The following is a 26,742-nucleotide window of genomic DNA, read 5'->3' on the forward strand; positions in this document are numbered from 1 at the left end:
AGGGTAGGGTTTTTTTGAGGTAAAATGTTTAATAATTATAAAACTATTTTCAAATTAAACTTAACCTCTTTTAAAAAAAATGAATAGCAACTTTTTATACATTATTTTTGTGTCTGTTGCCTTATTTTTAACATCTTGTCAAAATACAGGAGATACAACTATAGTAACTACTCCAGTAAATTTGCAAGCTAATTTATCTGAATGTTTTTGGTCACCTTTTAGTCAGGGAGCAAATTTTATTTTATCTATTGATTTTTCTAATAATAACGTTGTTGTTTATAACAGTGATAAAGAAATGGTAGATAAGGGAAATTGGGCTTTTATAGAAGGGAAATTTGTATTATCAAACTTAGGATATGTCTTAGCTAATTACAATGGAGTATGGGAGATAATTATTAATAAAGAAACCTTTTTTGAATTGCAAAAAGAAGGAGTAAAGATAAATTTCGAACAAGATTGTAGTTCTAATAAAAAAAGTTATTAGGCTATTTAATTAAATAACCTAATAACAATTAAAAAGAAATTTTTTTAAACCAAAGAGAGTATATATTACCCCCTTATACTTTCTGGATTGTATCCTAAATAAGGTACATCTTTTTCAATGAAAATTACACCATAGTCTTCTAGTTCCTTTAAAATAGGCTCATACACTTCTTTATTTATTGGTAATTGAACCCCTGTGGTTGTAATTTTCTTGTTTAATATCTGTAAAGTAGCAATAGCTACAGGAAGTCCTACTGTTTTAGCCATGGCTGTGTAAGTTTGATCATCACCTTTTATAACCATACTACTTTCTATTTGATGCTTTCCTTTTTCATCTTCATAACCAAATTTATGATGCATAACTATCATGTCTTTGTCATCTGGTTGTAAAGTCCAAGAATCCATTAAGATTTTTTGAAGAATTTGAGCAGGGCTAGCATTTACTAAACCAATTTTTTTGTTAGGATTAAAAAGATCTAATTCTATAAATTTAGCCCACATTAAATCATCTTGATCAATTTTTAAATATGAACGAAACTTTAATTCTACAGAGTCGGAAGGAGAGTATGCTAAGAATAAGTTTGTAAAATCTCTGTAACTCATGTGTTCAGAATTTTCTATAGTATATGTGTCGTCCGTCATACCCAATTGCACAAAACTATTCCAAGCTCTAGAAAAACCAACTTTACGAATTGTACCCCTGTACATGGTTGGAATATTTTCTAAACCGTAAATACTTCGATACTTTAAAGAATCTCTATTAGCGTAAGCTTCAAATTTTCCACTTCCATTAATTGTTAAAAATTCAGTTCTTCTAAATAATTTATGGTAAGGAATATATTTATAAGTTCCTTCTTGAATAAACATAGAAGCGCCTCCCTGTCCAGCTAAAACAACATTTCTTGGATTCCAAGTAAATTTATAATTCCATAAGTTATCATCACTTTCAGGAGCAACTAAACCACCGCAAAAAGACTCAAAAAGCAACATTTTTGCTCCTTTTTCACGTATTTTATGAATTACTTGCATAGCACTCATATGATCTATTCCAGGATCTAAGCCAATTTCGTTCATAAAAATTAATCCATTATCCTTAACTTGTTGATCTAGTTCCTGCATTTCTTTGGAAATATATGAAGCAGTAACCATATGTTTTTTAAACTCTAAACAATTTTTAGCTACCTCTATATGTAAGTGTGCAGGCAACATTGAAATTACAATATCTGAATCTTTAATTGCAGCTATACGTTGTTCTTCATTAAAAACATCCAAAGTAATGGCTTTTCCATTAGGATGATTATTTATTTTCTTTTGAGCATTTTCAATAGAAATATCTCCAATCGTTATTTGTAAATTCTCAGAATTAGATTTGTCTAATAAGTATTTTATTAAAGAAGAACTAGATCTTCCAGCTCCAATAATTAATATTTTTCTCATAAAATAATGCAGTACTTTTGTAAAAAGAACTAAGTTTTTTAGTTGTTTAAAGTTTGAAATTTAACAAATATACTAAATATGTATAAAAATTTAACACTAACTTCAATTATTGGTGGATTAGCAGTCGTGTTAGGCGCTTTTGGAGCTCATATATTAAAAAATAAGTTGAATACAGAAGAGATGGCAAGTTTCGAAACAGCAGTACGATACCAAGTTTATCATGTAATAGTTTTACTTATAATTAATTTAAGTCATACTTTTTCATCAAAAGAAAAGAAAATTATGACTTATTTATTTTTATTAGGAATTTTGTTTTTTTCAGGTTCAATTTATGCGATTTACTTAGCAGAAATTTCTTCTAAAAAGATATGGTTTATAACTCCATTAGGAGGTTTAATATTAATATTAGGTTGGCTTTATTTAGGTATAATATTTTTTAAGAAATCAGCCTAAAATTAAAAAAACAATAAAAAAATAAATAGACTAACCTGTTTAAACAAAAAGGTTTATTTTTGTCACAAATTAAACACAACTTAAAATTACAGAGATGAATAATCTTGACACGAAAACGATTTCGTTAGAGTATCTTGGTATCAAGAGCAATAATGTTCGTTATCAATTAACTTCTGAGGAGTTACATAATTTAACTATAGAAAAAGAACAAGGAAAGGAAACTGTATTTGGGGCATTAGCTGTAAATACAGGTGAATTTACAGGTAGATCTCCTATGGATAGATTTATAGTTAAAGATGATATCACTAAAGATGAAATTTGGTGGGGAGATATCAATATTCCTTTTGAATCAAGTAAATTTGATAAACTATATGATAAAGTAACGACATATCTTTCAGATAAAGAAATCTTTGTTAGAGATAGTTATGCTTGTGCAGATGAAGATTATAAATTAAATATACGAGTTGTAAACGAGTATCCATGGAGTAACATGTTTGCTTACAATATGTTTTTACGACCTAGTCAAGAGGAATTAAATGGTTTTTCTCCTGAATGGACTGTAATAAATGCACCAGGTTTTATGGCTGATGCAGCTATTGATGGAACTCGCCAACATAATTTTGCAATTTTAAATTTTTCTAGAAAAGTAGCTTTAATAGGTGGGACTGGTTATACTGGAGAAATAAAGAAAGGAATTTTCTCTGCATTAAACTTTATTTTACCAGTAAATAAGAACACATTGCCTATGCATTGTTCTGCAAATGTTGGTAAAGATGGCGATACCGCAATTTTCTTCGGATTATCTGGAACAGGTAAAACGACTTTGTCTACAGATCCAAACAGAAGTTTAATCGGAGATGATGAACATGGATGGACTGCTGAAAATACAGTATTTAATTTTGAAGGAGGTTGTTATGCTAAAGTAATAGACCTTTCTCAAGAAAAAGAACCTGAAATTTATGGAGCTATTAAAAAAGGAGCAATCCTTGAGAATATCATCATGAACGATAAAGGGGAAGTAGATTTTGGAGATACCTCTATTACACAAAACACACGTGTAAGTTATCCGATTCATCATATTGAGAATATTAGAGTACCATCTACAGGAAAGAATCCAAAGAATATCTTTTTCTTAACTGCAGATGCATTTGGAGTGTTACCTCCAATATCTAAATTAACTCCAGCTCAAGCTGCTTACCACTTTATTTCTGGTTACACAGCTAAAGTTGCTGGAACTGAAGCAGGGGTTACTGAACCTATGCCAAGTTTCTCAGCGTGTTTTGGAGCTCCTTTCATGCCATTACATCCAACTCGTTATGCTGAAATGTTAAGTAAAAAAATGATTGAGGCAAATGTAAATGTTTGGTTGGTAAACACTGGATGGTCTGGTGGACAGTATGGAGTTGGTTCTAGAATTGCTTTAAAATATACAAGAGCCATGATTAGTGCTGTGTTAAATGGTGATTTAGGAGATTATACTTACGAAGATTATCATATCCATTCAGTATTTGGAGTAGCTCAACCTAGAACTTGCCCTGGAGTACCAGATAAGATTCTAAGCCCAAGAGCAACTTGGAATAATGATGAATTATATTATGAAACTGCATTTAAATTATCGAATGCATTCAGAGAAAATTTCAAAAAGTTTGAAGAATATGCTAATGAAGAAATCAGACGTGGAGGACCTCAACGTTATGGTTACTAACATATTTAGTAGTTGTTAAATATAAAAGCGGTTGTAGTAATACAATCGCTTTTGTATTTTATAATCTTAAACAGTGAAAAACTCATTTATTATTGTAATGATTAACGTATAATTATTACTTACTTTTATATTAAAATTCAATCAAATGGTTATTCAAGGAAATATTGTAGATATTTTAAATAAAAAGATTTTTAAAGGAGAAATTGTAGTTGAAGAAGGTAAAATAAAATCGATAACAGAAAGTAATCATAATGTAGAGAATTATATTTTACCAGGTTTTGTAGATGCACACATTCATATTGAAAGTTCAATGTTAGTACCTTCTGAATTTGCAAAAATTGCAGTAACTCATGGAACAATTGCAACTGTTTCAGATCCGCATGAAATTGCAAATGTTTTAGGAGTTACAGGAGTTGATTTTATGATTGAAAATGGGAAAAAAGTTCCTTTGAAATTTAATTTTGGAGCGCCATCATGTGTGCCAGCAACTTCTTTTGAAAGTGCTGGAGCAGTTATAGATTCTGGTGATATTAAAAAACTTTTAGAGAATCCTGATATTAAATATTTAGCTGAAATGATGAATTACCCGGGAGTAATTTATGAAGATGCAGAAGTCATGAAAAAAATAGAATGGGCAAAGCATTATAATAAACCGGTTGATGGTCATGCACCAGGGTTAAGAGGTGAAGATTTAACGAAATATATCTCCGCAGGAATTTATACAGATCACGAATGTTTTACTTATGATGAAGCTTTAGAAAAGCTACAAAAAGGAATGAAAGTAATTGTTCGTGAAGGTAGTGCGGCTAAAAACTTTGAAGCTTTAATTGATCTTTTACCAGAACATTATGAAAACATGATGTTTTGTTCAGATGATAAACACCCAGATGATTTATTATTAGGTCATATCAATCAATTGTGTGAAAGAGCTGTTGCGAAAGGAATTGATGTGTTTAAAGTTTTACAAGCTGCTTGTATAAATCCGGTATTTCATTATAATTTAGATGTAGGTTTATTAAAAGAAGGAGATGAAGCTGATTTTATTGTGGTTGAAAACTTAGAAAAATTTAAAGTGCTACAAACTTACATTGATGGAGAATTAGTAGCAGAAAACGGAAAATCCAATATTACTTCTGTAGATTTTGAGGTTTTAAATAACTTCGATACCGATAAAAAACAAATCACTGATTTCGAATTTCATTCAGCTTCAGAAAAAATAAGAGTTATTGAAGCCTTAGATGGAGAATTAGTAACAAATGAAATTGAAGAGAATTCTTTAATCAAGAATGGAAATCTAGTTTCAGATGTAGAAAATGATGTTTTGAAAATGACGGTTGTAAATCGTTATCAAAACTCAGAACCAGCTATTGCATTTATCAAAAACTTCGGACTAAAAGAAGGTGCTATTGCAAGTTCAGTAGGACACGATTCTCACAATATTATTGCTGTAGGAGTATCTGATGAAGCGATTTGTAAAGCTGTGAATTTAATTATCGAAAATAGAGGAGGAGTTTGTGCAGTTTCAAACACTGAAGCAAAAATAGTATCGCTTCCTGTAGCTGGGATTATGAGTGATTTGTCTGCTGAAGAAATCGGGAAATCTTATGCTGAATTAGATCAAATGGCTAAAGATTTAGGAAGTAAACTAAGAGCGCCTTATATGACTTTATCGTTTATGGCATTACTAGTAATCCCATCTTTAAAACTTTCTGATAAAGGGTTATTTGATGGTAATTCTTTTAAATATACTTCTGTGGAAATAAAATAAAAGAGAGCACTTTTTTAAAGTTAGCTCTCTCTTTATTTGTTAAATTTAAAAACACTTTTTTTTACAAGAGTTACCATGTAGCTATGGTTTTTGTATCTTTAAACACAACTTGACCATACTCGGTAATTTCAAATTTACATTCTAATGTAGAATTTTCAAAGTTAGCATTAAGCTCTCCGCTAAATTGTTGAATTCCTAAATTTTTCCATATAGTTTGGTTTGGGTTTTCAGGAGTCATAGTTCCACTTCCTAAATCAAGTCCATCAAAGTTTAATGAAGTTGTTATGTTGTAAGTAGTAGTGTCAATAGTATATGATATTTCAAGTCTCTCTATATGGCTAGTTCCTTTGATTAGGTTTGTTTGTACATTATTTGACATTGTTTTGATTTTTTACTGTTATTGAATTGTTGAAATTCTAAATTTTATTCAGCAGCCGAATCTAAATTGAAAGTCGAACCTTTTACAGGAACTTTCTCATCATGTTGTCCTTGAAAAGAAAACCCACCTTCACCACTCCAATCTGCTTTTAAAGCCATATTTGCTTCAAAAGGAAATTCTAATGGAGTTAATTTATTCTCAGAAGGAATATGTCCTTGTAAACTAATTACTCTTACAATATCGTTTAAACCAGTTGCATATACTGTTCCGCTTACTTTACCAGAGTATGATTTTTTATCTGTTCCTACGTTGATTTTTACAGTTCCACTTACAGTGTGTTTATCGGAATGAACTAATAATGAAAAATTAACGACTGTTGCTAAAAGGTTAGGAGCAAATCCCATTAATCCTTTGAAATAAACTGTTTTTGTTGCTAAAGCTGTAGTTGCCATAATTTTAAATTTTAAGTTTGGTTAGTATTAAATTTTAGGAGTATTAAATAGCGGCTAAGTTTCCGTGTAATCTTGGATTTAATATTCCTGCTGTTATTGTGTAGATATATCCTTCTGGACCTTTTTGAGCAAAACCAATAATTCCGTATTCACCTTTTTGATAGATTTGATTAACTCTTTCATCAAAAGGTTGAGTATCCCATCCGATTACATCAGATTCTTTTACTACAATTGTTGTTTTTGGATAATTGATGTCAGTAGGACAGAAGATTGTAATTTCAAAACTAGCATCTTTACCTTCTTCAGTTTCTAAAAACCAAGTTGGTGTAGCTGGAGCATCTTTTCCTTCTCCTGGAGGAATTGGTAATTTTACTTCTTCATTAATAGGAAATGATCCTGTTCTTAATGTTCCATTACTAATTGAAGTTACTTCACAGTATAATTTTGATCCGTCTGCAGCTCCTGGGTCGTTTTGACTTAAAGCTGATAATTGAAATGTGTTTTTTGAAGCCATAATAAGTTTTTTGTGGTTAGTAAATATTACATGAAACAAATATGCTAGCGTGTTATTTCTGATGTAAAATTACTGTGAACAAATAGGTTGCAGACTTTAAATGGAATGAAGGACGTTTTCTTTTCCATGTAAAAGGAAAAAAATGGAATAAAAAAATAAGTAGTATGAAGAATGAAGCAATCTATTTTTATAAATAGCTAAATCACTTCAGTAGAAAAAGAAAGAAAAATGTTATTTAAGAGTACGGACTTTTTTAATTAAGTCTTTATAGCGTTCGCTAAGCGTAACATGATGTTTTCCTTGTAATACAATAAGATTATCCGAAGGAACAATTTCAACGATCTTATTAATATTTACGATATAATTTCTGTGTGTTCTACAAAAAGAATTCGGGTCTAAAAGTTTTAAAATCTTAGTAAGGGAAATAAGAATTACGAATTTTTCTTTTTCAGTAATTATATTGCAGTATTTCTCTTCAACTTCAATGTAAATAATGTCTGTAAGTAATACTTTTTTTAAAGATTTTCCTTTTTTAATAAATAAACTATCTCCACTAATTACAGTATCTTCTTCTTCAGTGAAAAACACATCAGACTGATCGTAAAATTTTTCAATTGCCATTTCAATAGCATACAAAACCTCTAGTTCATTAAAAGGTTTTAATAAAAAACTATAAGGTTTGGTAAGTTTTGCACGCTCAAAAATTTGTCGATCTTTTGAGCTTGTTAGAAACACAAACGGTTTTGCAGCTTCCGGAACAGTAGTAATGGTTTCAGCAAAAGTAATCCCTTCAGGAACACCGTTTAAAAAAATGTCTACAATAAGAATATCAACCTTCACTTTATAAAATAAAGCTAGAGCTTCTTGAAAAGTTCTTGCAATTCCACTAACAGTATAATTATTTTCTTCTAAAAGTTTTACAAGCTTGTTGCTTTCTTCAACTGTATCTTCAATAATTAGTACGTTAATGTTATCCATTAGTAGTAGTTTTAGGTAAAGATACAATCATTTTCGTACCTTTTCCTAATATACTCTCAATATTGAATTTTCCATTGTTTTTTTGAATCATAGATTTCACTAAACTTAAACCCAATCCGGTTCCCAAAACATCTTCATGTTCTTTTTTATTAAGTAAAGCAGAATCTTTTAGTAATTCTAATCTAGTGGTTTCACTCATTCCTAAACCAGTATCTTCCACAATTAAATTCCAAAAATTACCAGATTCTTCTGCATAAATAGTTATCGCTCCTTTTGGTTTTGAGAACTTAATTGCATTATCAATTAAATTTCGTAATACAATTTTAATTGATTCTTGATCAATTGCTACAACAGCCTTTTTCGAAACGGTATTTTCAAAATGAATTGCTTTTTCTGAAAGTAAGGCTTTGTAATTATAAGCAACGTGTTCTACTATGATAAATAATCGATGTGTATCTACGTGAAAATAACCGCCATCGGTTTGAAGTAAAGCCCAATTTAATAAATTGTCTAATAAGCCATAGGCACCGTTTACAATACCACTGTTTTTTTGAAGTAAATGCTCTAAAGCATCTAAGTTTTTAGACTGTAAATTATCTAATAAAACAGCATTGCTCCATTTTAAAGCATTTACAGAAGAACGTAAATCATGACTCACAATTGAGAATAATTTGTCTTTAGTAGCATTTAATTCATCTAAGGTTTCTTTTTGTTGAGCAATAATTCTATTGGCTTTTACTTTTTCTCTAAATAAATAAGCACCAACACCTAAAAATGCTAGTAAACTAATAGCTGAGATTAAAAAGATATTTCGTTGTGTTTCCTTTAATTTGTTTTCTATTTGTAAAAGATCTACTTCTTGTTGTTTAGCTGCAACAGCAAATTCTTTTTCTTTTTTAGCAACCTCGTAAATTCTATTTTGATTGTTTAAAGAATCTACCCAGATTTCCATTTCTTTTCTATAAATCAATGCCTTTTCAAAATCCTTACGATTTTGTTCAACTACAGACATGTTTTGAGTAGTATTTTTTTTTAATGTAAAATCATTGGTCTGCTTAGCTAATAAATAAGCTTTTTCAAAATAAGGAATTGCGATGTCATCTTTATATTGCTCATAATAAAAATTTGCAATATCACTATACGAACCTACAAGTTCTGAAGTATCTTTTTTCTGTTCTTGGTATTGTAGACTCTGAATTAAATAAGGTTCAGCTTTACTGTATTTTTTTAGATGTAAATATGCAATTCCTAGATTGTGGATAAGAGATTCTTTATTTATAAACTCTCTTTCATCATCTTTTATGTTTAATACTTCATTAAAAAAAACAATTGCTTCGTTATATTTTTTTTGTTCTAAAGCTATTTCTCCTAAATAAGTTTTTGTTAAAAGGTATAATTTAAAATCTTTTGGTATAAGCAGGTATTCTTTTTTAGATTCTAAGAAGATTTTTTTCGTTTTAAAACTAAACCCTCTCATAAAACGAGTGTAGTTAATTATTTGAGGATCTATGTTTTTTGATAAAGTTTTCTGAGAATAAACTATAACTGAGTCCCATTTTTTTTTAATAAAAAAATTTAAAGTCTTTTCAAAATCTAGATCTTTTTTTGGGGAATTACTAATTAATAAAATCTCATTATCAATTTTTTCTTTGTATTTGTTTTGAGAATAAGTTAAGAAAATATGAAAGAGAAATAGTAGGCTTAATTTAATTTGAAAATTCATGTAACTACTAGTTAAGTTACAAACTTATAAAAAAAAAACCTACTTGATTTCTTAATGAGTTTTTTAATTACCTCCTGTAGTTTTAACAGTAGTAACAGTCCCTCTAGATAATTCAGGATCTAAATCCATTAAAAACGTATTAATAAAATTAATATCATTTAAAGTTGGAGGATTAGGGTTAGAATGAATAGGGTTAGGAGTATAACCATTTTCTCCCCAAACTGTAGTGAAATTAAACTGGTAAGCTTTAAATTTTTGCTTTTTTTTCGGTTTAGAGTCGTAAATAATATAAAAATTTAAAAAAGGATCGCCATTGTTATCATAACTTAAATATTGCTTAATATGAGTATTTTTCTTTTTAATCGTAACAGAGTTATCTATAAATACGATCGAACTTACGTTTAAATTACCTTTGTTGTCTACTTGTGTAGCATTTAGTGGTTGTAAAGGTTTTATAGAATTTCTCTGGAAGTCAAAACTTATTTCAGAATTTAATTCATTAACTGTAAAATCTGTTATACAAATTCCAGCAGGATTTGTGATATCACTGCATTGTCTTATTTTAGTATTTTCCATAATAAAATTGGTGTTTGGTTAAATATTTTTATGTTTAAAAACAAATCAACTAATAATTTAAAGATTTTAAAAATTAAAAAGGCACAAGTGTAGTTGTTTATTGGTACAAACGTTCTTTTTTTAGGAATGAAACTAAAACCGTATGGCAAGTTTTTTTAATAAGCGTAAAGTTTCAACATACAACCAAATTAAAGTGATTAACAATCCCCAAGTAGCTAACCATTCTCGTTCTTTAGGATAACGACCAACTTGTTTGTCTATATGATAGAAATCGAGTAATAAAGAGAATGAAGCTACAATTGCGGCTACTACATTAAAACCAATAGCAAACCACGAAGTCCCCCATAAAGGCAAAGCATCAATTTTTAAAAGCCATAACACCCAACCAATAAAATAGAATAAAAAAATAGTAACAGAAGCACTAATAATTATTGCTCTAAATTCTTTGGTAACTCTAATAATTTTTAAACGATATAAAAAAAGCATTACAAAGAATGTGGTAATTGTAACTGCAATAGCTTGAAAAGGTAAATTAGGAAAACGTTTGTGAGCATAAGCGCTAATGCCTCCTAAAAACATACCTTTTGCAATAGCATAAATTGGGAGTAGGTATTTTACAGTATTATGTTTAAAAGATATAAATAAACTACAGCATATAGCAACAAACATACCAATAGCAGTATACCATTTAATAATAACTCCAGAGAAAAAAAGATGCCAAGTATATGAGGCTGTAATTAGGACAATGATAAGCATAGCAAAAGACTTTATGATTATTCCACTAATACTCATTTTACTTTTGAAATACATCTTCTGTTTTCGCCAGAAATAACGATTAAAAGCTGGGTTAGAAGTTCGTAATCCAAATAAAGGCATTCGTTTTTTATTGATTAGTTTTGTGTTTGTACAAAGTACAATAAATTTGAAGACAGAAAAAATCATATTAGGTATAGATCCAGGAACTTCCATTATGGGATTTGGGATAATTAAGGTCGTAGGAAAGAAGATGGAGTTTGTTCAAATGAATGAATTAATCTTAAAAAAATATACTGATCATTACTTAAAGCTTAAACTCATTTTTGAACGCACTATTGAACTTATCGATACATATAAGCCAGATGAAATAGCCTTAGAAGCTCCATTTTTTGGTAAGAATGTGCAGTCGATGTTAAAATTAGGACGTGCACAAGGAGTTGCAATGGCTGCAGGATTGTCTCGTGAAATTCCTGTAACAGAATATGCACCATTAAAAATTAAAATGGCAATAACTGGTAATGGAAAAGCGAGTAAAGAGCAAGTAGCTTTAATGTTAAAATCATTATTGAATCTAAAAACCTTACCTAAAAATTTAGATGCAACAGATGGACTAGCAGCAGCAGTTTGTCATTTTTATAATTCTGGAACAAAAGTAGGAGGGAAGAACTACACTGGTTGGGCTGCTTTTGTGAAACAAAATCCTAATAAAATAAAATAATAACTACGCTTTTTTTACATTTGTTATTCAACCAATAAACTAAATTCTATGATGAAAAAACTAGCCTTATTTTGCTTAATTTTTATAGTGTTATCATGTAAAGAGAAAAATGAAAAAGAGACAAAAAAGTATTTATCTACAAATAAAAAAGAAATTCAAGCAATGTTTAACGGACAAAAGTTTCCGTTTTCTGTTGTTAATGAAGATCTTTTTTTTCCTTATACCGGAAAAACAAACGAAGTTGGATTTTACTCTGAAAATGATAGTGTAAAATTTAAATTAGCTCCAAAAGATAGTATTCCTTTAACTTTTGTTATTAATAAAAAGGATAGTATTTCTGTATTAGTAATAGGAAAATCTAATTCAGCAGAGTTTTCAGATGCATACATACAAAAGCAAAAAGGAAAATATAAAGTATATGCGCCAAAAGTCCATGAATTAGTAAATATTGCTATCGCATTAACGGAAGTTGGAGCTAAGGATAATAATATGATACCTAAAGGATTTGATTATTATGAGAGAGTAATGGCGTATTTCGAGCCATATAAATCACATCCCTTAATAGATAGTTTAAACAATCATATTACAGAGGCTTATGGAATGAGTGGTAAAACTTATGAGTATTACTACAATATTAGAATGAATGCAAATATATATTCGTATAAAGATGGTAAAATAGTTAATGATTCACCATATAAAAGAATGAGTTTTGGAGAAGATAATTATTTAAACAATTTATTACCTTTATTAGAAGATTTCTCTGAAAAATCTAAATTCAATGAGTTTTATAAAGCTAATGAAACCTATTATAAATCATTAATTGATGATTATTATAAGTTGGTTCCAGTAGATAAAATGTGGCAATGGATAGAGAATAAATTTTCAGTTAAACACGATTCGTATAAAATTTATTTTTCACCTTTAGTGGGAGGAGCTCATAGTACAAAAACATTTAAAGACAATGGTTTTTCGGAAACACTAATGTTTGTTAACGGACCTACATTACCAGATCAATATTCAGAAAAAGAAAAGGAAGCCATATTGTCTAGAATTGTTTTTACTGAAATAGATCATAACTATGTTAACCCAACAACAAATAAATATCCAGAAATTAATTCATTATTAAAACCTTTAAATTGTTGGAATAAAAGCGAACAAGGTTATGGTAGTAGCTATGCTACATTTAATGAATATATGACTTGGTCTGTTTTTACTTTATACTTATATGATAATTTTAATGAAGAAGTTTTTAATAAAAGAAACACAGCTTTAGAAAATTTCATGATGTCAAAAAGTAGAGGGTTTATAAAATTTAAATCATTTAACCGTTATGTGTTAGATTGGTACAAGAAAAACCCAAATGTATCTTTAGAAAAGTTATATCCAGAAGTAATTCAATGGATAAAAAAACAAGAGTGTAATAAATAATTGGCAGGAATATACATACATATCCCATTTTGTAAGCAAGCATGTTATTATTGCGATTTTCATTTTTCTACTTCTTTAAAAACAAAAGAAGATATGATCAAAGCATTAATCTCTGAGTTAAAAATGCGTAAGCATGAATTTGATAAAGAAGAGGTTAAAACAATTTATTTTGGAGGAGGAACACCAAGTGTGTTAAATCAAGTAGAAATTGATTGTATTATTAAAGAAGTTTACGATAATTATAAAGTTATTGCTAATCCAGAGATTACTTTGGAGGCCAATCCAGATGATTTAACTTCAGAGCGAATTGAAAACTTAGCAAGTTCTTCTGTAAATAGATTAAGTATAGGAATTCAATCTTTTTTTGAAAAGGATTTAAAACTAATGAATCGAGCGCATAATGCGGAAGAAGCAAAAAGAAGTTTATCTCATGCGATTCGTAAGTTTGATAATATTTCAATTGATTTAATTTATGGAATTCCAAATACTACAAATGAAGAGTGGCGAGAAAATATTCAAACAGCACTATCTTTTGGAGTTCCACATATTTCAAGTTATGCGTTAACAGTAGAGCCCAAAACTGCTTTAGAAAGTTTTATTAAAAAAGGAGTAATTGATAATGTTGATGATGAATTAGCTCAAGAGCAGTTTTTAATCTTAGTTGATGAATTAGATAAAGCAGGATTTCAACATTATGAATTGTCGAACTTTGGGAAAGAAGGTTTTTTTAGTCAGAATAATTCAGCATACTGGCAAGGGAAAAAATATTTAGGAATAGGCCCTTCTGCACATTCTTTCAATGGAAAACAACGTGGTTGGAATATAGCGAATAACGCTTTGTATATTAAAAAAATAACAAAAGGTGAATTGCCATCTGAAATAGAAAGTTTATCGATTACAGATCGTTATAATGAGTATGTAATGACTGGTTTACGAACGATTTGGGGAGTGTCTTTTCAAAAAATTCAAGAAGACTTTGGGGCTAAATATTTAACATATTTAAAAATGCAATCAGAGAAATTTATTCTTGAAGATTTATTGTATATTGAAAATGAAACACTAAAAACAACGCGAAAAGGAAAGTTTTTAACCGATGGTATAGCTTCCGATTTGTTTAAATTAAATTTATCTTGATTACAACAATTCAATACAACTCAAAAAAATATCAAATAGATTTACTTAATCCAATAGATATTTCTATTCCTATTGATATTTCCAAAGGAAATGTAAACGCATGGTATTTAGATGAACCCAAGATTTATGCAGAACAATTTGGTGATGAGGTAATAAAAGTTTCAGAAGGAGCACCAGTGAATTTTAATTCTATTCAATTTAATCCTCATGCACACATTACGCATACAGAGTGTGTTGGTCATATCACAGAGAAAGTACATTCTGTTAATGAAAATTTGAAACGTTTTTTCTTTTTAACCGAAGTAATTACTGTAGTTCCAGAAACATTAGGGGAAGATGAAGTAATTTCTAAAAAGCAATTACAAATTGCCTTAGGAAATAAAAAAAGAGAAGCAATAGTAATTAGAACTTTACCTAATTTAGAAAATGAAAAAAAATCAAAAAGATATTCAAATACTAACCCACCATATTTGTTAGAAGAAGCAGCTGTTTATTTAAGAGAAAAAGGAATAGAACATTTATTAATTGATTTGCCTTCTGTAGATAAAGAAAAAGATGATGGATTGTTACTTGCTCACAATGCTTTTTGGTTTACTAATGGAAAAGTACGATTAAATGCTACAATTACAGAGTTTATATTTGTAGCAAATACAATAGAGGATGGAGCTTACTTTTTAAATTTAATGATTGCACCTTTTGAAAATGACGCAACACCAAGCAAACCTATTTTATATAAAATTTTAAATTAAACTTTATAGGCTTCTATAGTGCAAGTTAGTTTTTCTGTAACTCCGTTATGTGTTCCATTAATTACTATTTCCCAATAAATTGAAGCGTCTTCAAACTCCATGCTTGCTAATCTTTTGTTTTCAGGGAATTGAAATTCTACTTCAGAACTCCCTCTACTTTTTAAAGGTTTTATGGGTGATTTAAATATAGCTTCTGTATATGTTGTAGAAGAAGTTCCTCTGTTATCTACTACTTTTTCTACAATACGATAGTGAATTTTAGCTTTATTCAAACTAAAATTTCGAGCAGGTTTTACATAGCAAATAAATCCATTTTCTCTATTAGAAGTTTTTAAAGAAATATCTCCAATTCTACTCTTTTTAATTTTGAATTGAACATAACTTATTATTGCAGTCGCAATAACTAGTAAAAAAATATGAAATCCATGAAAATTAAAATTTAAGCCAATCAAGAAAAATATATATAAAGCAGCAATAATTAAAGCAATAATTAATGCGCTCGAAAAGTTAAATGCTAATTTTAAATCACTATGACTTTCCCCGATTTTATATTGTTCTTCGTTATTGAACTTATTAAAATAACCAGATATTTTAGTGGAATAATCTGAAGTGAAAAAAGATTTCATTCTTGTTAACACACCTCGGTCTAATTTTTCTAAATCTTCTTCATTAACATGAATTTTGGCTTCACAACTATATGAAATACTAACATTTTTTCCGGTATAAGATTCAATATAATCCTCATCTAAGTTAAATGAAAAAGGAATTTCATAAGCTTCGTCTTTAGTTAAAACTATTCTGTCATCAATTTTAAAAGTTACCAATTGTTTTTTTACACTCGACATTCTTCCGCGAGCTTCCAAATATACAATTCCATCAATATGGTCGATTATTAAATCTTCTTTAGGATGAATATTTAAAACCCCATCATATACGTTAGATGTTATAGTGCCAAAAACGTTAATACTGGCATTTAATATAGAATTGCTCATTGGTATTTTTCGTATAAATGATTAATAATTCCTCGGTAATTATCTCCAAATTTTTTGATTAGCTTATTTACATCAGTAATGCTAAATAAAGTTTCAGGTGTATTAGAGCTAGAAGCTAACTTTAATCTTTCATTTAAAATAGCTTGAAGTTTTTCTGGCTCAATTCCTTTAAATCGTATAGAATGGTATTCTTTTTTAGCTAATAAACAATCAATTTTTCTTCGCCAATGTGTAGTGTAAATTACTACTTTTTTTTGTTTTAATAATTGAACTCTGTTTGAAAAACTTAAATGATGAATACTATCTACAAAAACAATTTCTGAAGTATTTTTCATAACATCAGAAACTGATGAAGTAGAGTTTAAAAGAAAAATAGGATATTCAGGTAATATATGTTGTAAATATCTTAAATGGCTAGTTTTTCCTCTTCCTTGTTTTCCGATAAACTCAATAGCTAAAGAATTAGAATTCTTAATCTTATGAATTATTTGGTTGATATCAATATTTGGCAGAATTACCTGAGGAATATCTTCATGCAAAACTCCAGAAAATGGATTAAAAAGGAAGTTCTCTTTCAATAGAAATTAATTTACACGAATTTACTGAATTATTGGTAATATAAAAACCTGTGATTATAAATGCTTAATTGTGGGTTGTTATTTGTTCTCAATATATTTTTTTGGAAAAATTAAACATTATAGATTATTTCAGACTAATGTTAAATAAAATTCTTAAGTAATTCTTTATGAAGTTTTTTAATGACAGAATAAAAAATGAGGAATTATAAAATCAAAAATAATTTTAGTATTCTTAACAATACTAAAATGTTTGTGACTTTCATTGTGAAAAATTGGTCTCAATTAATGATATAAACTTATATTTATCCTATGGAATTATTGTTTTTTGGATTGGCTTTAGGTGCTGTGGTTTCTTATTTTGTTTTTCAAAAGTTTTCTCATGTGAAAAGCAGGAACTTAACAGAAAATCAATCTGTAATTTTATTAGATAAGATAAAAAAGGTTACTAAGCTAATTACTGTTGAAGGAGATTTTGCAGAGATTTATCACCATGAAGATACGCAGGGAAAATTTTTAGGATTAATTTCTAGTAAGAAAAAAGCAATTATTTTAATTAACGCAAAAACACATATTGGTTTTGATTTTAGAAAGATTAAAATGGAAGCTGATACAAAAAATAAAACAATTAAATTATCTGAATTCCCTCAGCCAGAAGTGTTATCTGTAGAACCTAATATTCGTTTTTACGATATACAAGATGGTTTTTTAAATAAATTTAATTCAGAAGATTTAACAAAAGTTAATCAAGCTGCTAAAGAACATGTGCTTCAAAAAATCCCGAATAGTAATTTAATGCATGCTGCAAATCACGAAGCGCTAGAGGCAATTGCGTTGATGAAAAATTTAATAGAAGCTATTGGTTGGAAATTAGATTATTCATCTCTTGAATTACCAAGTGGAAACATGAAATTATTAGAATAATGCATATAGAACAACTTAGAGAATATTGTATTCGTAAAAAAGGAATTACTGAAGAATTTCCTTTTGATGAAGTTACTTTAGTGTTTAAAGTAATGGGAAAAATGTTTGCTTTAGTTGGACTTAATCACTGGGAAAAAGGCGAAGAGAAAATAAATCTAAAATGCGATCCCGAAAAATCAGAGGAACTAAGAAGCGAATATGAAGGAATTAATCCAGGATTTCATATGAATAAAAAACATTGGAACACAATAACTATAAATCAAGATGTTCCAGATAAACTAATCTTTGAGTTAATAGATCATTCATATGATTTGGTTGTGAAAGGACTAACAAAAAAATTAAAAGAAGAACTCAAAAAAAGTTAATGGTTTTTTCTATATTGAGAAGGAGTCATTTTTTTTACAGCTAAAAATTTTCGATTAAAATTAGATAAACTACTATAGCCACATTGGTAGGCTATTTCATTAATAGCTACTTCTCTATTTTCTAAAAGTAATTTACAAGCGTTTTCAACACGAAGTTCATTTAAGAAAGTAAAATAAGTTTTATTGGTTCTTTTTTTAAAATAATTACAAAAAGCATTCTTAGTCATGTTTGCTTTTTCAGCAATTGTATTTAAGTCAATATCAGAACTAAAATTATTCATAGTATAGTTCATAATAGCTTGCATTCTTCTACCATGATTCTCAGTATATTTTTTAGGATAAATAAATTTTGAAAGCGGTTTAGAGTTTACTTTATTAAACTCATCTAATAATTTAAAAAAAGCAATAAAGCGATTTAAATCAGAAGTGTTTTTTAGAGAATGAAACAACTGAGTTATAATGATGTTAGGTTTGCTTATTTTTAGTCCGTTAGCTGTTTTTTTTAGTAGGTGTTTTAGAGAGTTAAAATCATCTAAAGAAAAGAAATCTTTACCGAAAGACTCTTCAGTAAAAAAAAGAGAAATCATAAATGAATTGTCTGAAGTCGAAGGGTCACTTTTAAAAAGATGAGGTAAGTTGCTACCTACTATAAGTACATCATTAGTGTAATAATGATGAACAGTGTCTCCAACAACTAAAGTTCCTTTTCCATTTACAATGTATGAGATTTGTATTTCTTCATGTTGATGTAATTTATCATATAAGACACCTTTGTCTTCTTGGTAAATTAAACCTAGGTTTTTCGGTTTGGGAATTTTAAATGGTAACACTTTCATAATAAACAATAAAATACTGTTAAGTATAAAATTAATAGATTTTAACTAATTAAGAACAAAAATGATTAATATAGTATTAGTTTTGAGTAATTTTGATGATTTTACATTTCTAAACCTCTGATAATTTTGTCATAAAAAAAACAAACTATCATGTCAATAGAATGGAACGGAGTTATGCCAGCCGTAACTACAAAATTCACATCAGATGATCAATTAGATCTTAAAACTTTTGAGTTAAATATAAATGCTCAGTTAGACGCTGGTGTTCACGGAATTGTTTTAGGAGGGACTTTAGGAGAGGCGAGTACTTTATCTAATGAAGAAAAAAGCATTTTAACACAAACAACTGTAAATGTAGTTAACGGTAAAGTGCCTGTTTTAATAAATATTGCGGAACAAACAACTAAGTCAGCTATAGCAGCAGCAAAAAAAGCTGAACAAGATGGTGCTAAAGGATTAATGATGTTACCACCTATGCGATATAAGGCCGACGGAAGAGAGACTGTTGCTTATTTTAAAGCAGTTGCAGAAAATACTTCATTGCCAATTATGGTATATAATAATCCTGTAGATTATGGTATAGAAGTAACATTAAGTATGTTTGATGAATTATTGTCTTGTGATAATATAGAGGCTGTTAAAGAATCTACCCGTGACATATCTAACGTTACCAGAATTAAAAATAATTTTGGAGATAGATTAAAGATAATGACAGGTGTAGATACATTAGCTTTAGAAAGTTTATTAATGGGAGCAGATGGTTGGATTGCTGGTTTGGTTTGTGCATTTCCAAGAGAAACTGTGGCGATTTATGAGTTACAAAAAGCAGGGAGAATAAAAGAAGCGATTGAGATTTATAGATGGTTTTTACCATTGTTAGAGTTAGATATAAATTCTAAATTAGTTCAAAATATTAAATTAGCTGAAGTTGCTACAGGAATAGGAACTGAAACTGTAAGAGCTCCTCGATTACCATTAATAGGTGAGGAACGAAGTAAAGTGCTTCAAATTATTGAAGACGGACTTAAAAAAAGACCATCACTACCAAATTATAAAAGTTTATAAAACCATGATTACTGGAAAAAATCATATTGGAAATCAATTATCTTCTCAAGGAAATATCACATTTACAACAATTAATCCTGAATTAAATGCAGAGAATGAATATTCATTTGTTCAGGCTACTGAAGAGGAAGTAAATCAAGCTATAAATTTAGCTGAAGAAGCATTTCATAGTTATAAAAATTACTCAGGAAAGCGAAAAGCTGATTTTTTAAGAGCAATAGCCGATGAGATAGAAGCCTTGGGAGACGATTTAATTAATACTTATTGTTCAGAGACTGGTCTTCCAGAAGGAAGAGCTGCGGGAGAAAGAGGTAGGACAGTTTTTCAATTACGATCTTTTGCAGATTTAGTAGAGGAAGGTTCTTGGGTAGAAGCTTGTATAGATACAGGAATTCCAGATAGAACTCCTGTAGCAAAACCAGATTTGAGGAAAATGAATATTCCTTTAGGACCTGTAGTAGTTTTTGGAGCGAGTAATTTTCCGCTAGCATATTCAACTGCTGGGGGAGATACGGCTGCTGCTTTGGCTTCAGGTTGTCCAGTAATAGTGAAATCACATCCAATGCATGCAGGAACTGGTGAATTAATAGCTTCAGCAATTATAAAAGCTGTAGAAAAAACAGGAATGCCAAAAGGAGTTTTTTCAAATGTTAACTCTAAAGATTATGCAGTTGGTCAACAGTTGGTTAGCCACCCCAAAATAAAGGCTGTTGGTTTTACTGGAAGTATCAAAGGAGGAAGAGCTTTATTAGATATTGCGGCTAAACGAGAAGAGCCAATTCCTGTTTTCGCAGAAATGGGTAGTGTGAACCCTGTCGTAGTATTGCCAAAAGCATTGAAAAACAGAGGGAAAACTATTGCTCAAACTTTTGCAGGTTCTATCACTTTAGGAGCTGGGCAGTTTTGTACAAATCCAGGATTAATTTTAGGAGTTGCTGGAGAGGGATTATCTGGTTTTATTGAAGAATTAGGATCAAAAATTAAAGGAATAAATCCTTCGTGTATGTTACATCCTAATATTTATGAGGCTTACAAAAAAGGAAAATCAGAAGCAATAAGTCAAAACAAAGTTACAGTAATTGCAGATTTAGATGCTGATTTAAAAATAAATTATGGTTCTCAAGCTGTTGCTGTTGTGTCAGGAAAAACATTTATAGAAAACTCTACATTGCATCATGAAGTTTTTGGGCCATTTTCAATTGTAATTCAATGTGAAACCACAAATGAGTTAGAGCAAATTATTGAAAATTTAGAAGGTCAATTAACAGGAACTATAATTTCAGATGATAATGAAATATCAGAGTATCCTAGTTTAGTGGCTAAAATGCAAAACAGAGTAGGAAGATTAATTTTTAATGGAGTTCCAACTGGAGTTGAAGTTTGTCCTTCAATGGTCCATGGCGGACCTTATCCTGCATCAACAGATAGCCGTTTTACAGCTGTAGGAATTAACTCTATAAAACGTTGGGTTCGTCCGTTTAGTTTTCAAAACTGGCCTAATGAATTATTGCCAGACGAGTTAAAGGATGAGAATCCATTAGGTATAACAAGATTAGTAAACGGACAATTAAATCAATTTTAATAAGATGAAAAGTGTTTTTACGTGCATTGATGGTCATACATGTGGAAATCCCGTTCGAGTAGTAAAAGAAGGGGGACCAAATCTTATTGGTAATTCAATGAGTGAAAAACGTCAGCACTTTCTTAAAGAATACGATTGGATTCGTAAAGGTTTAATGTTTGAACCTCGTGGACATGATATGATGAGCGGAAGTATCTTGTATCCACCACAAAATCCAGAAAATGATTTTGGGATTTTATTTATAGAAACTTCTGGTTGTTTACCAATGTGTGGACATGGAACAATAGGTACTATTACAATAGCCGTTGAAGAGGGGTTAGTTCAGCCTAAAACTAAAGGGGTTATTAAAATGGAAGCTCCTGCTGGACTTGTCGAAATAGTTTATAAAGAAAATGAAGGTAAAGTTGAGTGGGTTAAATTAAAAAATGTAAAAAGTTATTTAGCAGCAGAAGGATTAACTGTAGATTGTCCTGAATTGGGAGAGTTAACTTTTGATGTAGCTTATGGAGGAAATTTTTATGCAATTATAGATCCTCAAAAAAACTTCTCAGGAATACAAGATTTTACTGCCTCTAAAATTATACAGTATTCTCAGGTTGTTCGTGATAGAATAAATATAAAATACCCGAATTATTTTGTGCATCCAGAAGATGATACCATTAGAGATGTATCTCATATGTTGTGGACAGGTAGTCCTTTAGATGAAAATTCTTCTGGTAGAAATGCTGTTTTTTACGGAGATAAGGCTATAGATAGAAGTCCTTGTGGAACAGGAACTTCTGCAAGAATGGCTCAATTATATGCTAAAGGAAAATTAAAACAAGGAGAAGATTTTGTACATGAGAGCTTTATAGGAAGCAAGTTTGTAGGTAAGATTGAAGAAGAAACTACAATAGATAATAAGAAAGCGATAATACCAAGTGTTCAAGGATGGGCTAAGATATATGGTTATAATACAATAATTATAGATGATGAAGATGATCCATATGCACATGGGTTTCAAGTGATATAAAAATGAAAAAAAGAGTAGTTATAATTGGAGGGGGAATAATTGGGCTATGCACAGCCTATTATTTACAAAAAGAAGCTGCTGAGATTATTGTGATTGATAAATCAGATTTTTCTTCAGGGGCTTCTTATGTAAATGCAGGTTTAATTACTCCAAGTCATATTATTTCTTTAGCCAGCCCAGGAATAATTACAAAAGGATTACAATGGATGTTTGATGCATCGAGTCCTTTTTATGTAAAGCCAAGGTTAAATTACGATTTCTTAAAATGGACTTGGTTATTTAAAAAATCAGCAACTTCTCAAAAAGTAACCACTTCTATACCTGTAATTAGAGATATTAATTTACTTAGTAGGAGGCTTTACGAAGAAATGATATCTGATAAAAGTTTTAGTTTTTTTTATAAACATAAAGGTTTATTGATGTTGTATAAAACAGACAAGGCTGGAGAAGAAGAATGGAATGTTGGTAAAAAAGCAATTGAATGTGGTTTAAAAGTGGAGCAAATTTCACAAAAACAGTTACAAGAAATAGAGCCAACAGTGAATTCTTCAGTTAAAGGAGCAGTGCACTATTTGTCCGATGCTCATATGACCCCACACCAATTTATGCAACAAATGAAAAGTTTTTTAACAGCTAAAGGAGTAATTTTTAAAGAACATACAGAAGTAGAAGATTTTGAAATACAATCTAATCTGGTTACAGGTGTAAAAACCAATCATGAATTAATAAAGCTTGACGAATTAGTTGTAGCAAGTGGTTCTTGGTCTCAAAATCTATTAAAGAAATTGAAAGTTAATGTTCCTATTCAAGCAGGTAAAGGGTACAGGATAGATGTGGTTAATCGAACCAAAATTAATATCCCGTCAATTTTATTGGAAGCAAAAGTGGCTGTAACTCCAATGGATAGTGTTACTCGTTTTGCTGGAACTATGGAGTTAGGAGGGATAAATCATACTGTAAATAATAAAAGAGTAAATGCCATAGCTAATGCTGCTGAAAGTTATTATAATGAGATTGAAATTAATGAAAAAGAAAAAACTTCAGCTAAATGTGGTTTAAGGCCATGTTCACCAGACGGACTTCCTTATATTGGAAGATTGACTAAATTGAAAAATGTTACAGTAGGTACTGGACACGCTATGATGGGGTGGAGTTTAGGTCCTGCCACAGGTAAGTTAATCACAGAAATTTTAAATGAAAAGAAAACAAGTATGGATATTACTCCTTTTCAAGTCGAGCGATTTTCTTAGTATTTTTGTAGTATGAATAAAAATGAGTTAAGAAAAATTTACAAACAGAAAAGAAATGAACTCTCTAGTGAAACAATACATTTATTAGAAAAAGATATTTACCAGCAGGTATTTGAATATGATTTTTCTACAGTTCATAATATTCATATATTTCTTCCGATAGAAAAACAAAAAGAAATCAATACTTATCCTATTATAGATTTCCTTAGAAATCAAGGGAAAAATATAATTATTAGTAAAAGTAATTTTACGGATGCTACACTAACACACTATCTCTTTGAAAAAGAGACAGTTTTAGAGCTCAATAAATATGGAATTCCAGAACCTAAAAATGCAAAAAGAGTAAGTGTAAAAGTAATAGATTTAGTTTTTGTTCCTTTATTAATTTCTGATGAAAAGCAATATAGAGTTGGTTATGGTAAGGGGTTTTATGATCGTTTTTTAAGTGATTGTAAAGAAAGTGTAAAAACTATTGGGTTAAACTATTATAAACCAATTCATTTTATAGATGATTTAAACGAGTTTGATTTTCCTTTACAAAAAGTAATATATCCTAAAAAGTAAAAATTTGGATAACTAACCATTATCCAAATTTTTATATTTTAGGGGTATCCCTCCATATTTAAACCTTATTTATCTGATATAACACTAAAATTGTACCTAAATTAGTTAATAAAAAGGCTTAATATAGTCCCTTACTCATAATGTAAAATTAAGGCAAATATCTTTTTTTAGTTTAAAGAATAGATGAGATACGATTAAAGTGTCGATAAAATTAACATATGTTAATTTTAATAGTGAGGTGATTTGCTCTAAATAAGTATAAAAACAAAGATTTGGATAATTGTAAATTATCCAAATCCATATGTCAATCGGGGGAATGTGACAATATATTTGAGCCTGTCTATTTAATGTAAAAATGTTAAAATCGCTCCCAAATTATTAAAATGCTTGTGACCAAATATTTGTCCCTTGCTTCTGTTATTAAAGATACTTTAAATGTGAGCTATTGTGCTAAAAGCTTAGATGAATAACCTAAATGTATCGATGAAACAGATGTATGAAAAGGTGAATGGAAATTAACATATGTTAATTAAATAAAAAAAATACCCATTAATGGGTATTTTTTTTATTTAATTTTATTGAAAACTAATACTAACCATTCATAGAAATTAAAAATTCATCGTTATTAATAGAAGTTTTTATTCTTTGTTGGATAAATTCCATAGCTTCTATAGGGTTCATATCGGCTAAATATTTTCTTAATACCCACATGCGTTGAACTGTTTTAGGGTCTAATAATAAGTCATCTCTACGAGTGCTTGATTTAATCAAATCAATTGCAGGGTAAATTCTTCTATTAGCAATATTACGCTCTAATTGAAGCTCCATATTACCAGTTCCTTTAAATTCTTCGAAGATTACTTCATCCATTTTAGAACCAGTTTCTGTTAACGCTGTAGCTATAATTGTTAACGAACCACCATTTTCAATGTTACGTGCCGCACCAAAGAAACGTTTTGGTTTGTGTAAAGCGTTAGCATCTATACCTCCCGATAAAATTTTACCAGAAGCAGGAGCTACTGTGTTATATGCACGAGCTAAACGAGTAATAGAATCTAAGAGAATAACTACATCATGTCCACATTCTACTAAACGTTTTGCTTTTTCTAACACGATATTAGCAACACGAACATGCTTATCAGCAGGCTCGTCAAACGTAGATGCAACAACTTCTCCACGAACACTACGTTTCATATCTGTTACTTCTTCTGGTCGCTCATCTATTAATAAAACGATTTGGTATACTTCAGGATGATTTGCAGCAATAGCATTAGCAACATCCTTTAATAACATGGTTTTACCAGTTTTTGGTTGTGCTACTAACATACCACGTTGTCCTTTACCAATAGGAGAAAATAAATCCATAATCCTTGTAGATAAAGAACTTCCTTTTTCTGCTAAATTGAATTTTTCATTAGCGAAAAGTGGTGTTAAATGCTCGAAAGAAACACGATCTCTAACAATATTTGGACTTAATCCATTAATTTTAGATACTCGAATTAGAGGGAAATATTTCTCTCCTTCTTTTGGTGGACGAACATTTCCTTTTACAGTATCTCCAGTTTTTAAACCGAATAATTTAATTTGAGATTGTGATACATAAATATCGTCAGGAGATGATAAATAATTATAATCAGAAGAACGTAAAAAACCATAACCATCTGGCATCATTTCTAGTACACCTTCGCTTTCAATAATTCCATCAAATTCAAAATCAGGATCGCGGTAACGGTTCCCGCTTTTATGTTTAGGTCCTTGATTTTTATTTTGATGCTTATTATTTTTATTCTGGTTGTTATTATTTCTGTTCTTCTGATGATTGTTTTGAGTTTTATTACTCTGATGATCTCCAGAAGAATTTTTTTGAGCTCTAGTGTTATTATTTTGATTGTTGTTCTGATTGTTATTACTAGTCTGTTGAGGCTTTTTCTGTTCGTTTTTCGTTGTGCTCGGAACAGCATTAGTCCCTTGCTTTACTGTACTTGCAGCTTGTTCAACAGATTTAGAAATACGTTTTCTTTTAGGTCTTTCAGTTTTAACCTCAGTAGTTGTAGGTTTTTCTACTTCTTTTTTCTCAGGAGTAGTCTTTGGTTTAGCCTCAGTAGTTGCAGGTTTTTCCTTTTTTTGCTCTTTAGAAGCCTCTGCTTGAGCATCTAAAATCCTGTAAATAAGATCAAGCTTTTTTAATTGGCTTGTTTTTTTTAAACCAATTTTTTTTGCAATTTCTTGTAATTCAACTAATTTTTTAGCTTTTAAATCCGAGATTTCGAACATTAGAATATTTTTAAATTAAATGTATCTTTTTGAAAATAAGGGGATGTAAT

At 29.7% G+C, this 26,742-nt stretch carries 27 protein-coding genes; 15 read left to right on the forward strand and 12 right to left on the reverse strand.

What is annotated here, in order from left to right:
* Nucleotides 1-79: 79 nt before the first annotated feature.
* Entirely contained in the window at nucleotides 80-484 is a 405-nt protein-coding gene (locus tag AC2TEO_RS13310) for a hypothetical protein (protein WP_442265299.1), read from the forward strand.
* A 65-nt stretch (nucleotides 485-549) separates the two neighbouring features.
* Here AC2TEO_RS13310 and AC2TEO_RS13315 read toward each other — a convergent pair whose 3' ends face one another.
* Nucleotides 550-1,920 (reverse strand): saccharopine dehydrogenase family protein, encoded by a 1,371-nt coding sequence (locus AC2TEO_RS13315; RefSeq protein WP_442265300.1) that lies wholly within the window; start codon nucleotides 1,918-1,920, stop codon nucleotides 550-552.
* A 78-nt stretch (nucleotides 1,921-1,998) separates the two neighbouring features.
* On the opposite strand from AC2TEO_RS13315, the gene AC2TEO_RS13320 reads away from it, so the two are divergent.
* From AC2TEO_RS13320 to ade, 3 genes are all read left to right on the forward strand, one after another.
* Complete coding sequence (locus AC2TEO_RS13320) at nucleotides 1,999-2,373, forward strand: DUF423 domain-containing protein (RefSeq protein WP_442265301.1); 375 nt, start codon at nucleotides 1,999-2,001, stop codon at nucleotides 2,371-2,373.
* 94 nt (nucleotides 2,374-2,467) lie between these two features.
* Entirely contained in the window at nucleotides 2,468-4,078 is a 1,611-nt protein-coding gene (gene pckA, locus AC2TEO_RS13325; RefSeq protein ID WP_442265302.1) for a phosphoenolpyruvate carboxykinase (ATP), read from the forward strand.
* Nucleotides 4,079-4,223: 145 nt separating this feature from the next.
* Nucleotides 4,224-5,846 (forward strand): adenine deaminase, encoded by a 1,623-nt coding sequence (gene ade / locus AC2TEO_RS13330; RefSeq protein ID WP_442265303.1) that lies wholly within the window; start codon nucleotides 4,224-4,226, stop codon nucleotides 5,844-5,846.
* Between the two features lie 70 nt (nucleotides 5,847-5,916).
* Here ade and AC2TEO_RS13335 read toward each other — a convergent pair whose 3' ends face one another.
* The 7 genes from AC2TEO_RS13335 to AC2TEO_RS13365 form a co-directional block, all read right to left on the reverse strand.
* A complete protein-coding gene (locus tag AC2TEO_RS13335) occupies nucleotides 5,917-6,225 on the reverse strand; it encodes a hypothetical protein (protein ID WP_442265304.1) in 309 nt (102 codons plus the stop codon).
* A gap of 44 nt (nucleotides 6,226-6,269) precedes the next feature.
* The gene (locus AC2TEO_RS13340; protein ID WP_442265305.1) at nucleotides 6,270-6,677 is read right to left on the reverse strand and encodes a DUF1842 domain-containing protein; all 408 of its coding nucleotides are present in this window, start codon (nucleotides 6,675-6,677) and stop codon (nucleotides 6,270-6,272) included.
* Between the two features lie 43 nt (nucleotides 6,678-6,720).
* Nucleotides 6,721-7,191 (reverse strand): hypothetical protein, encoded by a 471-nt coding sequence (locus AC2TEO_RS13345; protein ID WP_442265306.1) that lies wholly within the window; start codon nucleotides 7,189-7,191, stop codon nucleotides 6,721-6,723.
* 231 nt (nucleotides 7,192-7,422) lie between these two features.
* Nucleotides 7,423-8,169 (reverse strand): LytR/AlgR family response regulator transcription factor, encoded by a 747-nt coding sequence (locus tag AC2TEO_RS13350; RefSeq protein ID WP_299617500.1) that lies wholly within the window; start codon nucleotides 8,167-8,169, stop codon nucleotides 7,423-7,425.
* Nucleotides 8,162-9,892, reverse strand: a complete 1,731-nt coding sequence (locus AC2TEO_RS13355; protein WP_484730859.1) for a tetratricopeptide repeat-containing sensor histidine kinase — start codon at nucleotides 9,890-9,892, stop codon at nucleotides 8,162-8,164. The genes AC2TEO_RS13350 and AC2TEO_RS13355 overlap by 8 nt, the downstream gene beginning before the upstream one ends.
* Nucleotides 9,893-9,955: 63 nt before the next feature.
* On the reverse strand, nucleotides 9,956-10,468 hold the full coding sequence (locus tag AC2TEO_RS13360; RefSeq protein ID WP_442265308.1) for a hypothetical protein: 513 nt from the start codon (nucleotides 10,466-10,468) through the stop codon (nucleotides 9,956-9,958).
* 132 nt (nucleotides 10,469-10,600) lie between these two features.
* Nucleotides 10,601-11,344 carry a Bax inhibitor-1/YccA family protein gene (locus AC2TEO_RS13365; protein WP_442265309.1) on the reverse strand — a complete coding sequence of 248 codons (744 nt, stop codon included), beginning with the start codon at nucleotides 11,342-11,344 and terminating at the stop codon, nucleotides 10,601-10,603.
* 46 nt (nucleotides 11,345-11,390) lie between these two features.
* Here AC2TEO_RS13365 and ruvC point away from each other — a divergent pair, with 46 nt between their 5' ends.
* Genes ruvC through AC2TEO_RS13385 form a run of 4 tightly spaced genes read left to right on the forward strand, consistent with a single transcriptional unit; the run spans nucleotide 11,391 to nucleotide 15,253 of the window.
* Entirely contained in the window at nucleotides 11,391-11,942 is a 552-nt protein-coding gene (gene ruvC, locus AC2TEO_RS13370) for a crossover junction endodeoxyribonuclease RuvC (RefSeq protein WP_442265310.1), read from the forward strand.
* A 48-nt stretch (nucleotides 11,943-11,990) separates the two neighbouring features.
* Complete coding sequence (locus AC2TEO_RS13375) at nucleotides 11,991-13,370, forward strand: DUF4932 domain-containing protein (RefSeq protein ID WP_442265311.1); 1,380 nt, start codon at nucleotides 11,991-11,993, stop codon at nucleotides 13,368-13,370.
* On the forward strand, nucleotides 13,371-14,504 hold the full coding sequence (gene hemW, locus AC2TEO_RS13380; RefSeq protein WP_442265312.1) for a radical SAM family heme chaperone HemW: 1,134 nt from the start codon (nucleotides 13,371-13,373) through the stop codon (nucleotides 14,502-14,504).
* On the forward strand, nucleotides 14,501-15,253 hold the full coding sequence (locus AC2TEO_RS13385) for a cyclase family protein (protein WP_442265313.1): 753 nt from the start codon (nucleotides 14,501-14,503) through the stop codon (nucleotides 15,251-15,253). Before hemW ends, AC2TEO_RS13385 begins: the two co-directional genes overlap by 4 nt.
* Here AC2TEO_RS13385 and AC2TEO_RS13390 read toward each other — a convergent pair.
* Nucleotides 15,250-16,245, reverse strand: coding sequence for a hypothetical protein (locus tag AC2TEO_RS13390; protein ID WP_442265314.1), 996 nt, complete (start codon nucleotides 16,243-16,245; stop codon nucleotides 15,250-15,252). The two genes, AC2TEO_RS13385 and AC2TEO_RS13390, sit on opposite strands and share 4 nt — an antisense overlap.
* The gene (locus AC2TEO_RS13395) at nucleotides 16,242-16,823 is read right to left on the reverse strand and encodes a hypothetical protein (protein WP_442265315.1); all 582 of its coding nucleotides are present in this window, start codon (nucleotides 16,821-16,823) and stop codon (nucleotides 16,242-16,244) included. The genes AC2TEO_RS13390 and AC2TEO_RS13395 overlap by 4 nt, the downstream gene beginning before the upstream one ends.
* Before the next feature lie 309 nt (nucleotides 16,824-17,132).
* On the opposite strand from AC2TEO_RS13395, the gene AC2TEO_RS13400 reads away from it, so the two are divergent.
* Both AC2TEO_RS13400 and AC2TEO_RS13405 read left to right on the forward strand, forming a co-directional pair.
* Entirely contained in the window at nucleotides 17,133-17,744 is a 612-nt protein-coding gene (locus AC2TEO_RS13400) for a DUF4230 domain-containing protein (protein WP_442265316.1), read from the forward strand.
* Nucleotides 17,744-18,109: an MmcQ/YjbR family DNA-binding protein gene (locus tag AC2TEO_RS13405; RefSeq protein ID WP_442265317.1), complete on the forward strand. Its 366-nt coding sequence runs from the start codon at nucleotides 17,744-17,746 to the stop codon at nucleotides 18,107-18,109. Before AC2TEO_RS13400 ends, AC2TEO_RS13405 begins: the two co-directional genes overlap by 1 nt.
* Here the strand turns inward: AC2TEO_RS13405 and AC2TEO_RS13410 are convergent.
* The gene (locus tag AC2TEO_RS13410) at nucleotides 18,106-18,945 is read right to left on the reverse strand and encodes an AraC family transcriptional regulator (protein WP_442265318.1); all 840 of its coding nucleotides are present in this window, start codon (nucleotides 18,943-18,945) and stop codon (nucleotides 18,106-18,108) included. The two genes, AC2TEO_RS13405 and AC2TEO_RS13410, sit on opposite strands and share 4 nt — an antisense overlap.
* A gap of 150 nt (nucleotides 18,946-19,095) precedes the next feature.
* Between AC2TEO_RS13410 and AC2TEO_RS13415 the strand changes: the two genes are divergently transcribed.
* From AC2TEO_RS13415 to AC2TEO_RS13435, 5 genes are read left to right on the forward strand one after another with little or no spacing between them, the layout of a single operon-like run.
* Complete coding sequence (locus AC2TEO_RS13415) at nucleotides 19,096-20,010, forward strand: dihydrodipicolinate synthase family protein (RefSeq protein ID WP_442265319.1); 915 nt, start codon at nucleotides 19,096-19,098, stop codon at nucleotides 20,008-20,010.
* A gap of 4 nt (nucleotides 20,011-20,014) precedes the next feature.
* Nucleotides 20,015-21,592 (forward strand): aldehyde dehydrogenase (NADP(+)), encoded by a 1,578-nt coding sequence (locus AC2TEO_RS13420; RefSeq protein ID WP_442265320.1) that lies wholly within the window; start codon nucleotides 20,015-20,017, stop codon nucleotides 21,590-21,592.
* Nucleotides 21,593-21,596: 4 nt separating this feature from the next.
* The gene (locus AC2TEO_RS13425; RefSeq protein WP_442265321.1) at nucleotides 21,597-22,604 is read left to right on the forward strand and encodes a 4-hydroxyproline epimerase; all 1,008 of its coding nucleotides are present in this window, start codon (nucleotides 21,597-21,599) and stop codon (nucleotides 22,602-22,604) included.
* Nucleotides 22,605-22,606: 2 nt separating this feature from the next.
* The gene (locus tag AC2TEO_RS13430; RefSeq protein ID WP_442265322.1) at nucleotides 22,607-23,854 is read left to right on the forward strand and encodes an NAD(P)/FAD-dependent oxidoreductase; all 1,248 of its coding nucleotides are present in this window, start codon (nucleotides 22,607-22,609) and stop codon (nucleotides 23,852-23,854) included.
* A gap of 12 nt (nucleotides 23,855-23,866) precedes the next feature.
* Complete coding sequence (locus AC2TEO_RS13435; protein WP_442265323.1) at nucleotides 23,867-24,418, forward strand: 5-formyltetrahydrofolate cyclo-ligase; 552 nt, start codon at nucleotides 23,867-23,869, stop codon at nucleotides 24,416-24,418.
* A gap of 591 nt (nucleotides 24,419-25,009) precedes the next feature.
* On the opposite strand, the gene rho is transcribed toward AC2TEO_RS13435, so the two are convergent.
* Nucleotides 25,010-26,692, reverse strand: coding sequence for a transcription termination factor Rho (rho, locus tag AC2TEO_RS13440; RefSeq protein WP_442265324.1), 1,683 nt, complete (start codon nucleotides 26,690-26,692; stop codon nucleotides 25,010-25,012).
* Nucleotides 26,693-26,742: the final 50 nt, after the last annotated feature.

The organism is Tenacibaculum aquaeponti (assembly GCF_057221555.1).

Coding starts and splice junctions, on each gene's coding strand:
- pckA (WP_442265302.1), top strand. CDS start 2,468: ATGAATAATCTTGACACGAAAACGATTTCGTTAGAGTATCTTGGTATC.
- AC2TEO_RS13355 (WP_484730859.1), bottom strand. CDS start 9,892: ATGAATTTTCAAATTAAATTAAGCCTACTATTTCTCTTTCATATTTTC.
- AC2TEO_RS13340 (WP_442265305.1), bottom strand. CDS start 6,677: ATGGCAACTACAGCTTTAGCAACAAAAACAGTTTATTTCAAAGGATTA.
- ade (WP_442265303.1), top strand. CDS start 4,224: ATGGTTATTCAAGGAAATATTGTAGATATTTTAAATAAAAAGATTTTT.
- AC2TEO_RS13375 (WP_442265311.1), top strand. CDS start 11,991: ATGATGAAAAAACTAGCCTTATTTTGCTTAATTTTTATAGTGTTATCA.
- AC2TEO_RS13335 (WP_442265304.1), bottom strand. CDS start 6,225: ATGTCAAATAATGTACAAACAAACCTAATCAAAGGAACTAGCCATATA.
- AC2TEO_RS13425 (WP_442265321.1), top strand. CDS start 21,597: ATGAAAAGTGTTTTTACGTGCATTGATGGTCATACATGTGGAAATCCC.
- rho (WP_442265324.1), bottom strand. CDS start 26,692: ATGTTCGAAATCTCGGATTTAAAAGCTAAAAAATTAGTTGAATTACAA.
- AC2TEO_RS13320 (WP_442265301.1), top strand. CDS start 1,999: ATGTATAAAAATTTAACACTAACTTCAATTATTGGTGGATTAGCAGTC.
- AC2TEO_RS13405 (WP_442265317.1), top strand. CDS start 17,744: ATGCATATAGAACAACTTAGAGAATATTGTATTCGTAAAAAAGGAATT.
- AC2TEO_RS13365 (WP_442265309.1), bottom strand. CDS start 11,344: ATGCCTTTATTTGGATTACGAACTTCTAACCCAGCTTTTAATCGTTAT.
- AC2TEO_RS13310 (WP_442265299.1), top strand. CDS start 80: ATGAATAGCAACTTTTTATACATTATTTTTGTGTCTGTTGCCTTATTT.
- AC2TEO_RS13345 (WP_442265306.1), bottom strand. CDS start 7,191: ATGGCTTCAAAAAACACATTTCAATTATCAGCTTTAAGTCAAAACGAC.
- AC2TEO_RS13400 (WP_442265316.1), top strand. CDS start 17,133: ATGGAATTATTGTTTTTTGGATTGGCTTTAGGTGCTGTGGTTTCTTAT.
- AC2TEO_RS13350 (WP_299617500.1), bottom strand. CDS start 8,169: ATGGATAACATTAACGTACTAATTATTGAAGATACAGTTGAAGAAAGC.
- AC2TEO_RS13420 (WP_442265320.1), top strand. CDS start 20,015: ATGATTACTGGAAAAAATCATATTGGAAATCAATTATCTTCTCAAGGA.
- AC2TEO_RS13360 (WP_442265308.1), bottom strand. CDS start 10,468: ATGGAAAATACTAAAATAAGACAATGCAGTGATATCACAAATCCTGCT.
- AC2TEO_RS13435 (WP_442265323.1), top strand. CDS start 23,867: ATGAATAAAAATGAGTTAAGAAAAATTTACAAACAGAAAAGAAATGAA.
- AC2TEO_RS13415 (WP_442265319.1), top strand. CDS start 19,096: ATGTCAATAGAATGGAACGGAGTTATGCCAGCCGTAACTACAAAATTC.
- AC2TEO_RS13315 (WP_442265300.1), bottom strand. CDS start 1,920: ATGAGAAAAATATTAATTATTGGAGCTGGAAGATCTAGTTCTTCTTTA.
- AC2TEO_RS13430 (WP_442265322.1), top strand. CDS start 22,607: ATGAAAAAAAGAGTAGTTATAATTGGAGGGGGAATAATTGGGCTATGC.
- AC2TEO_RS13390 (WP_442265314.1), bottom strand. CDS start 16,245: ATGAGCAATTCTATATTAAATGCCAGTATTAACGTTTTTGGCACTATA.
- AC2TEO_RS13410 (WP_442265318.1), bottom strand. CDS start 18,945: ATGAAAGTGTTACCATTTAAAATTCCCAAACCGAAAAACCTAGGTTTA.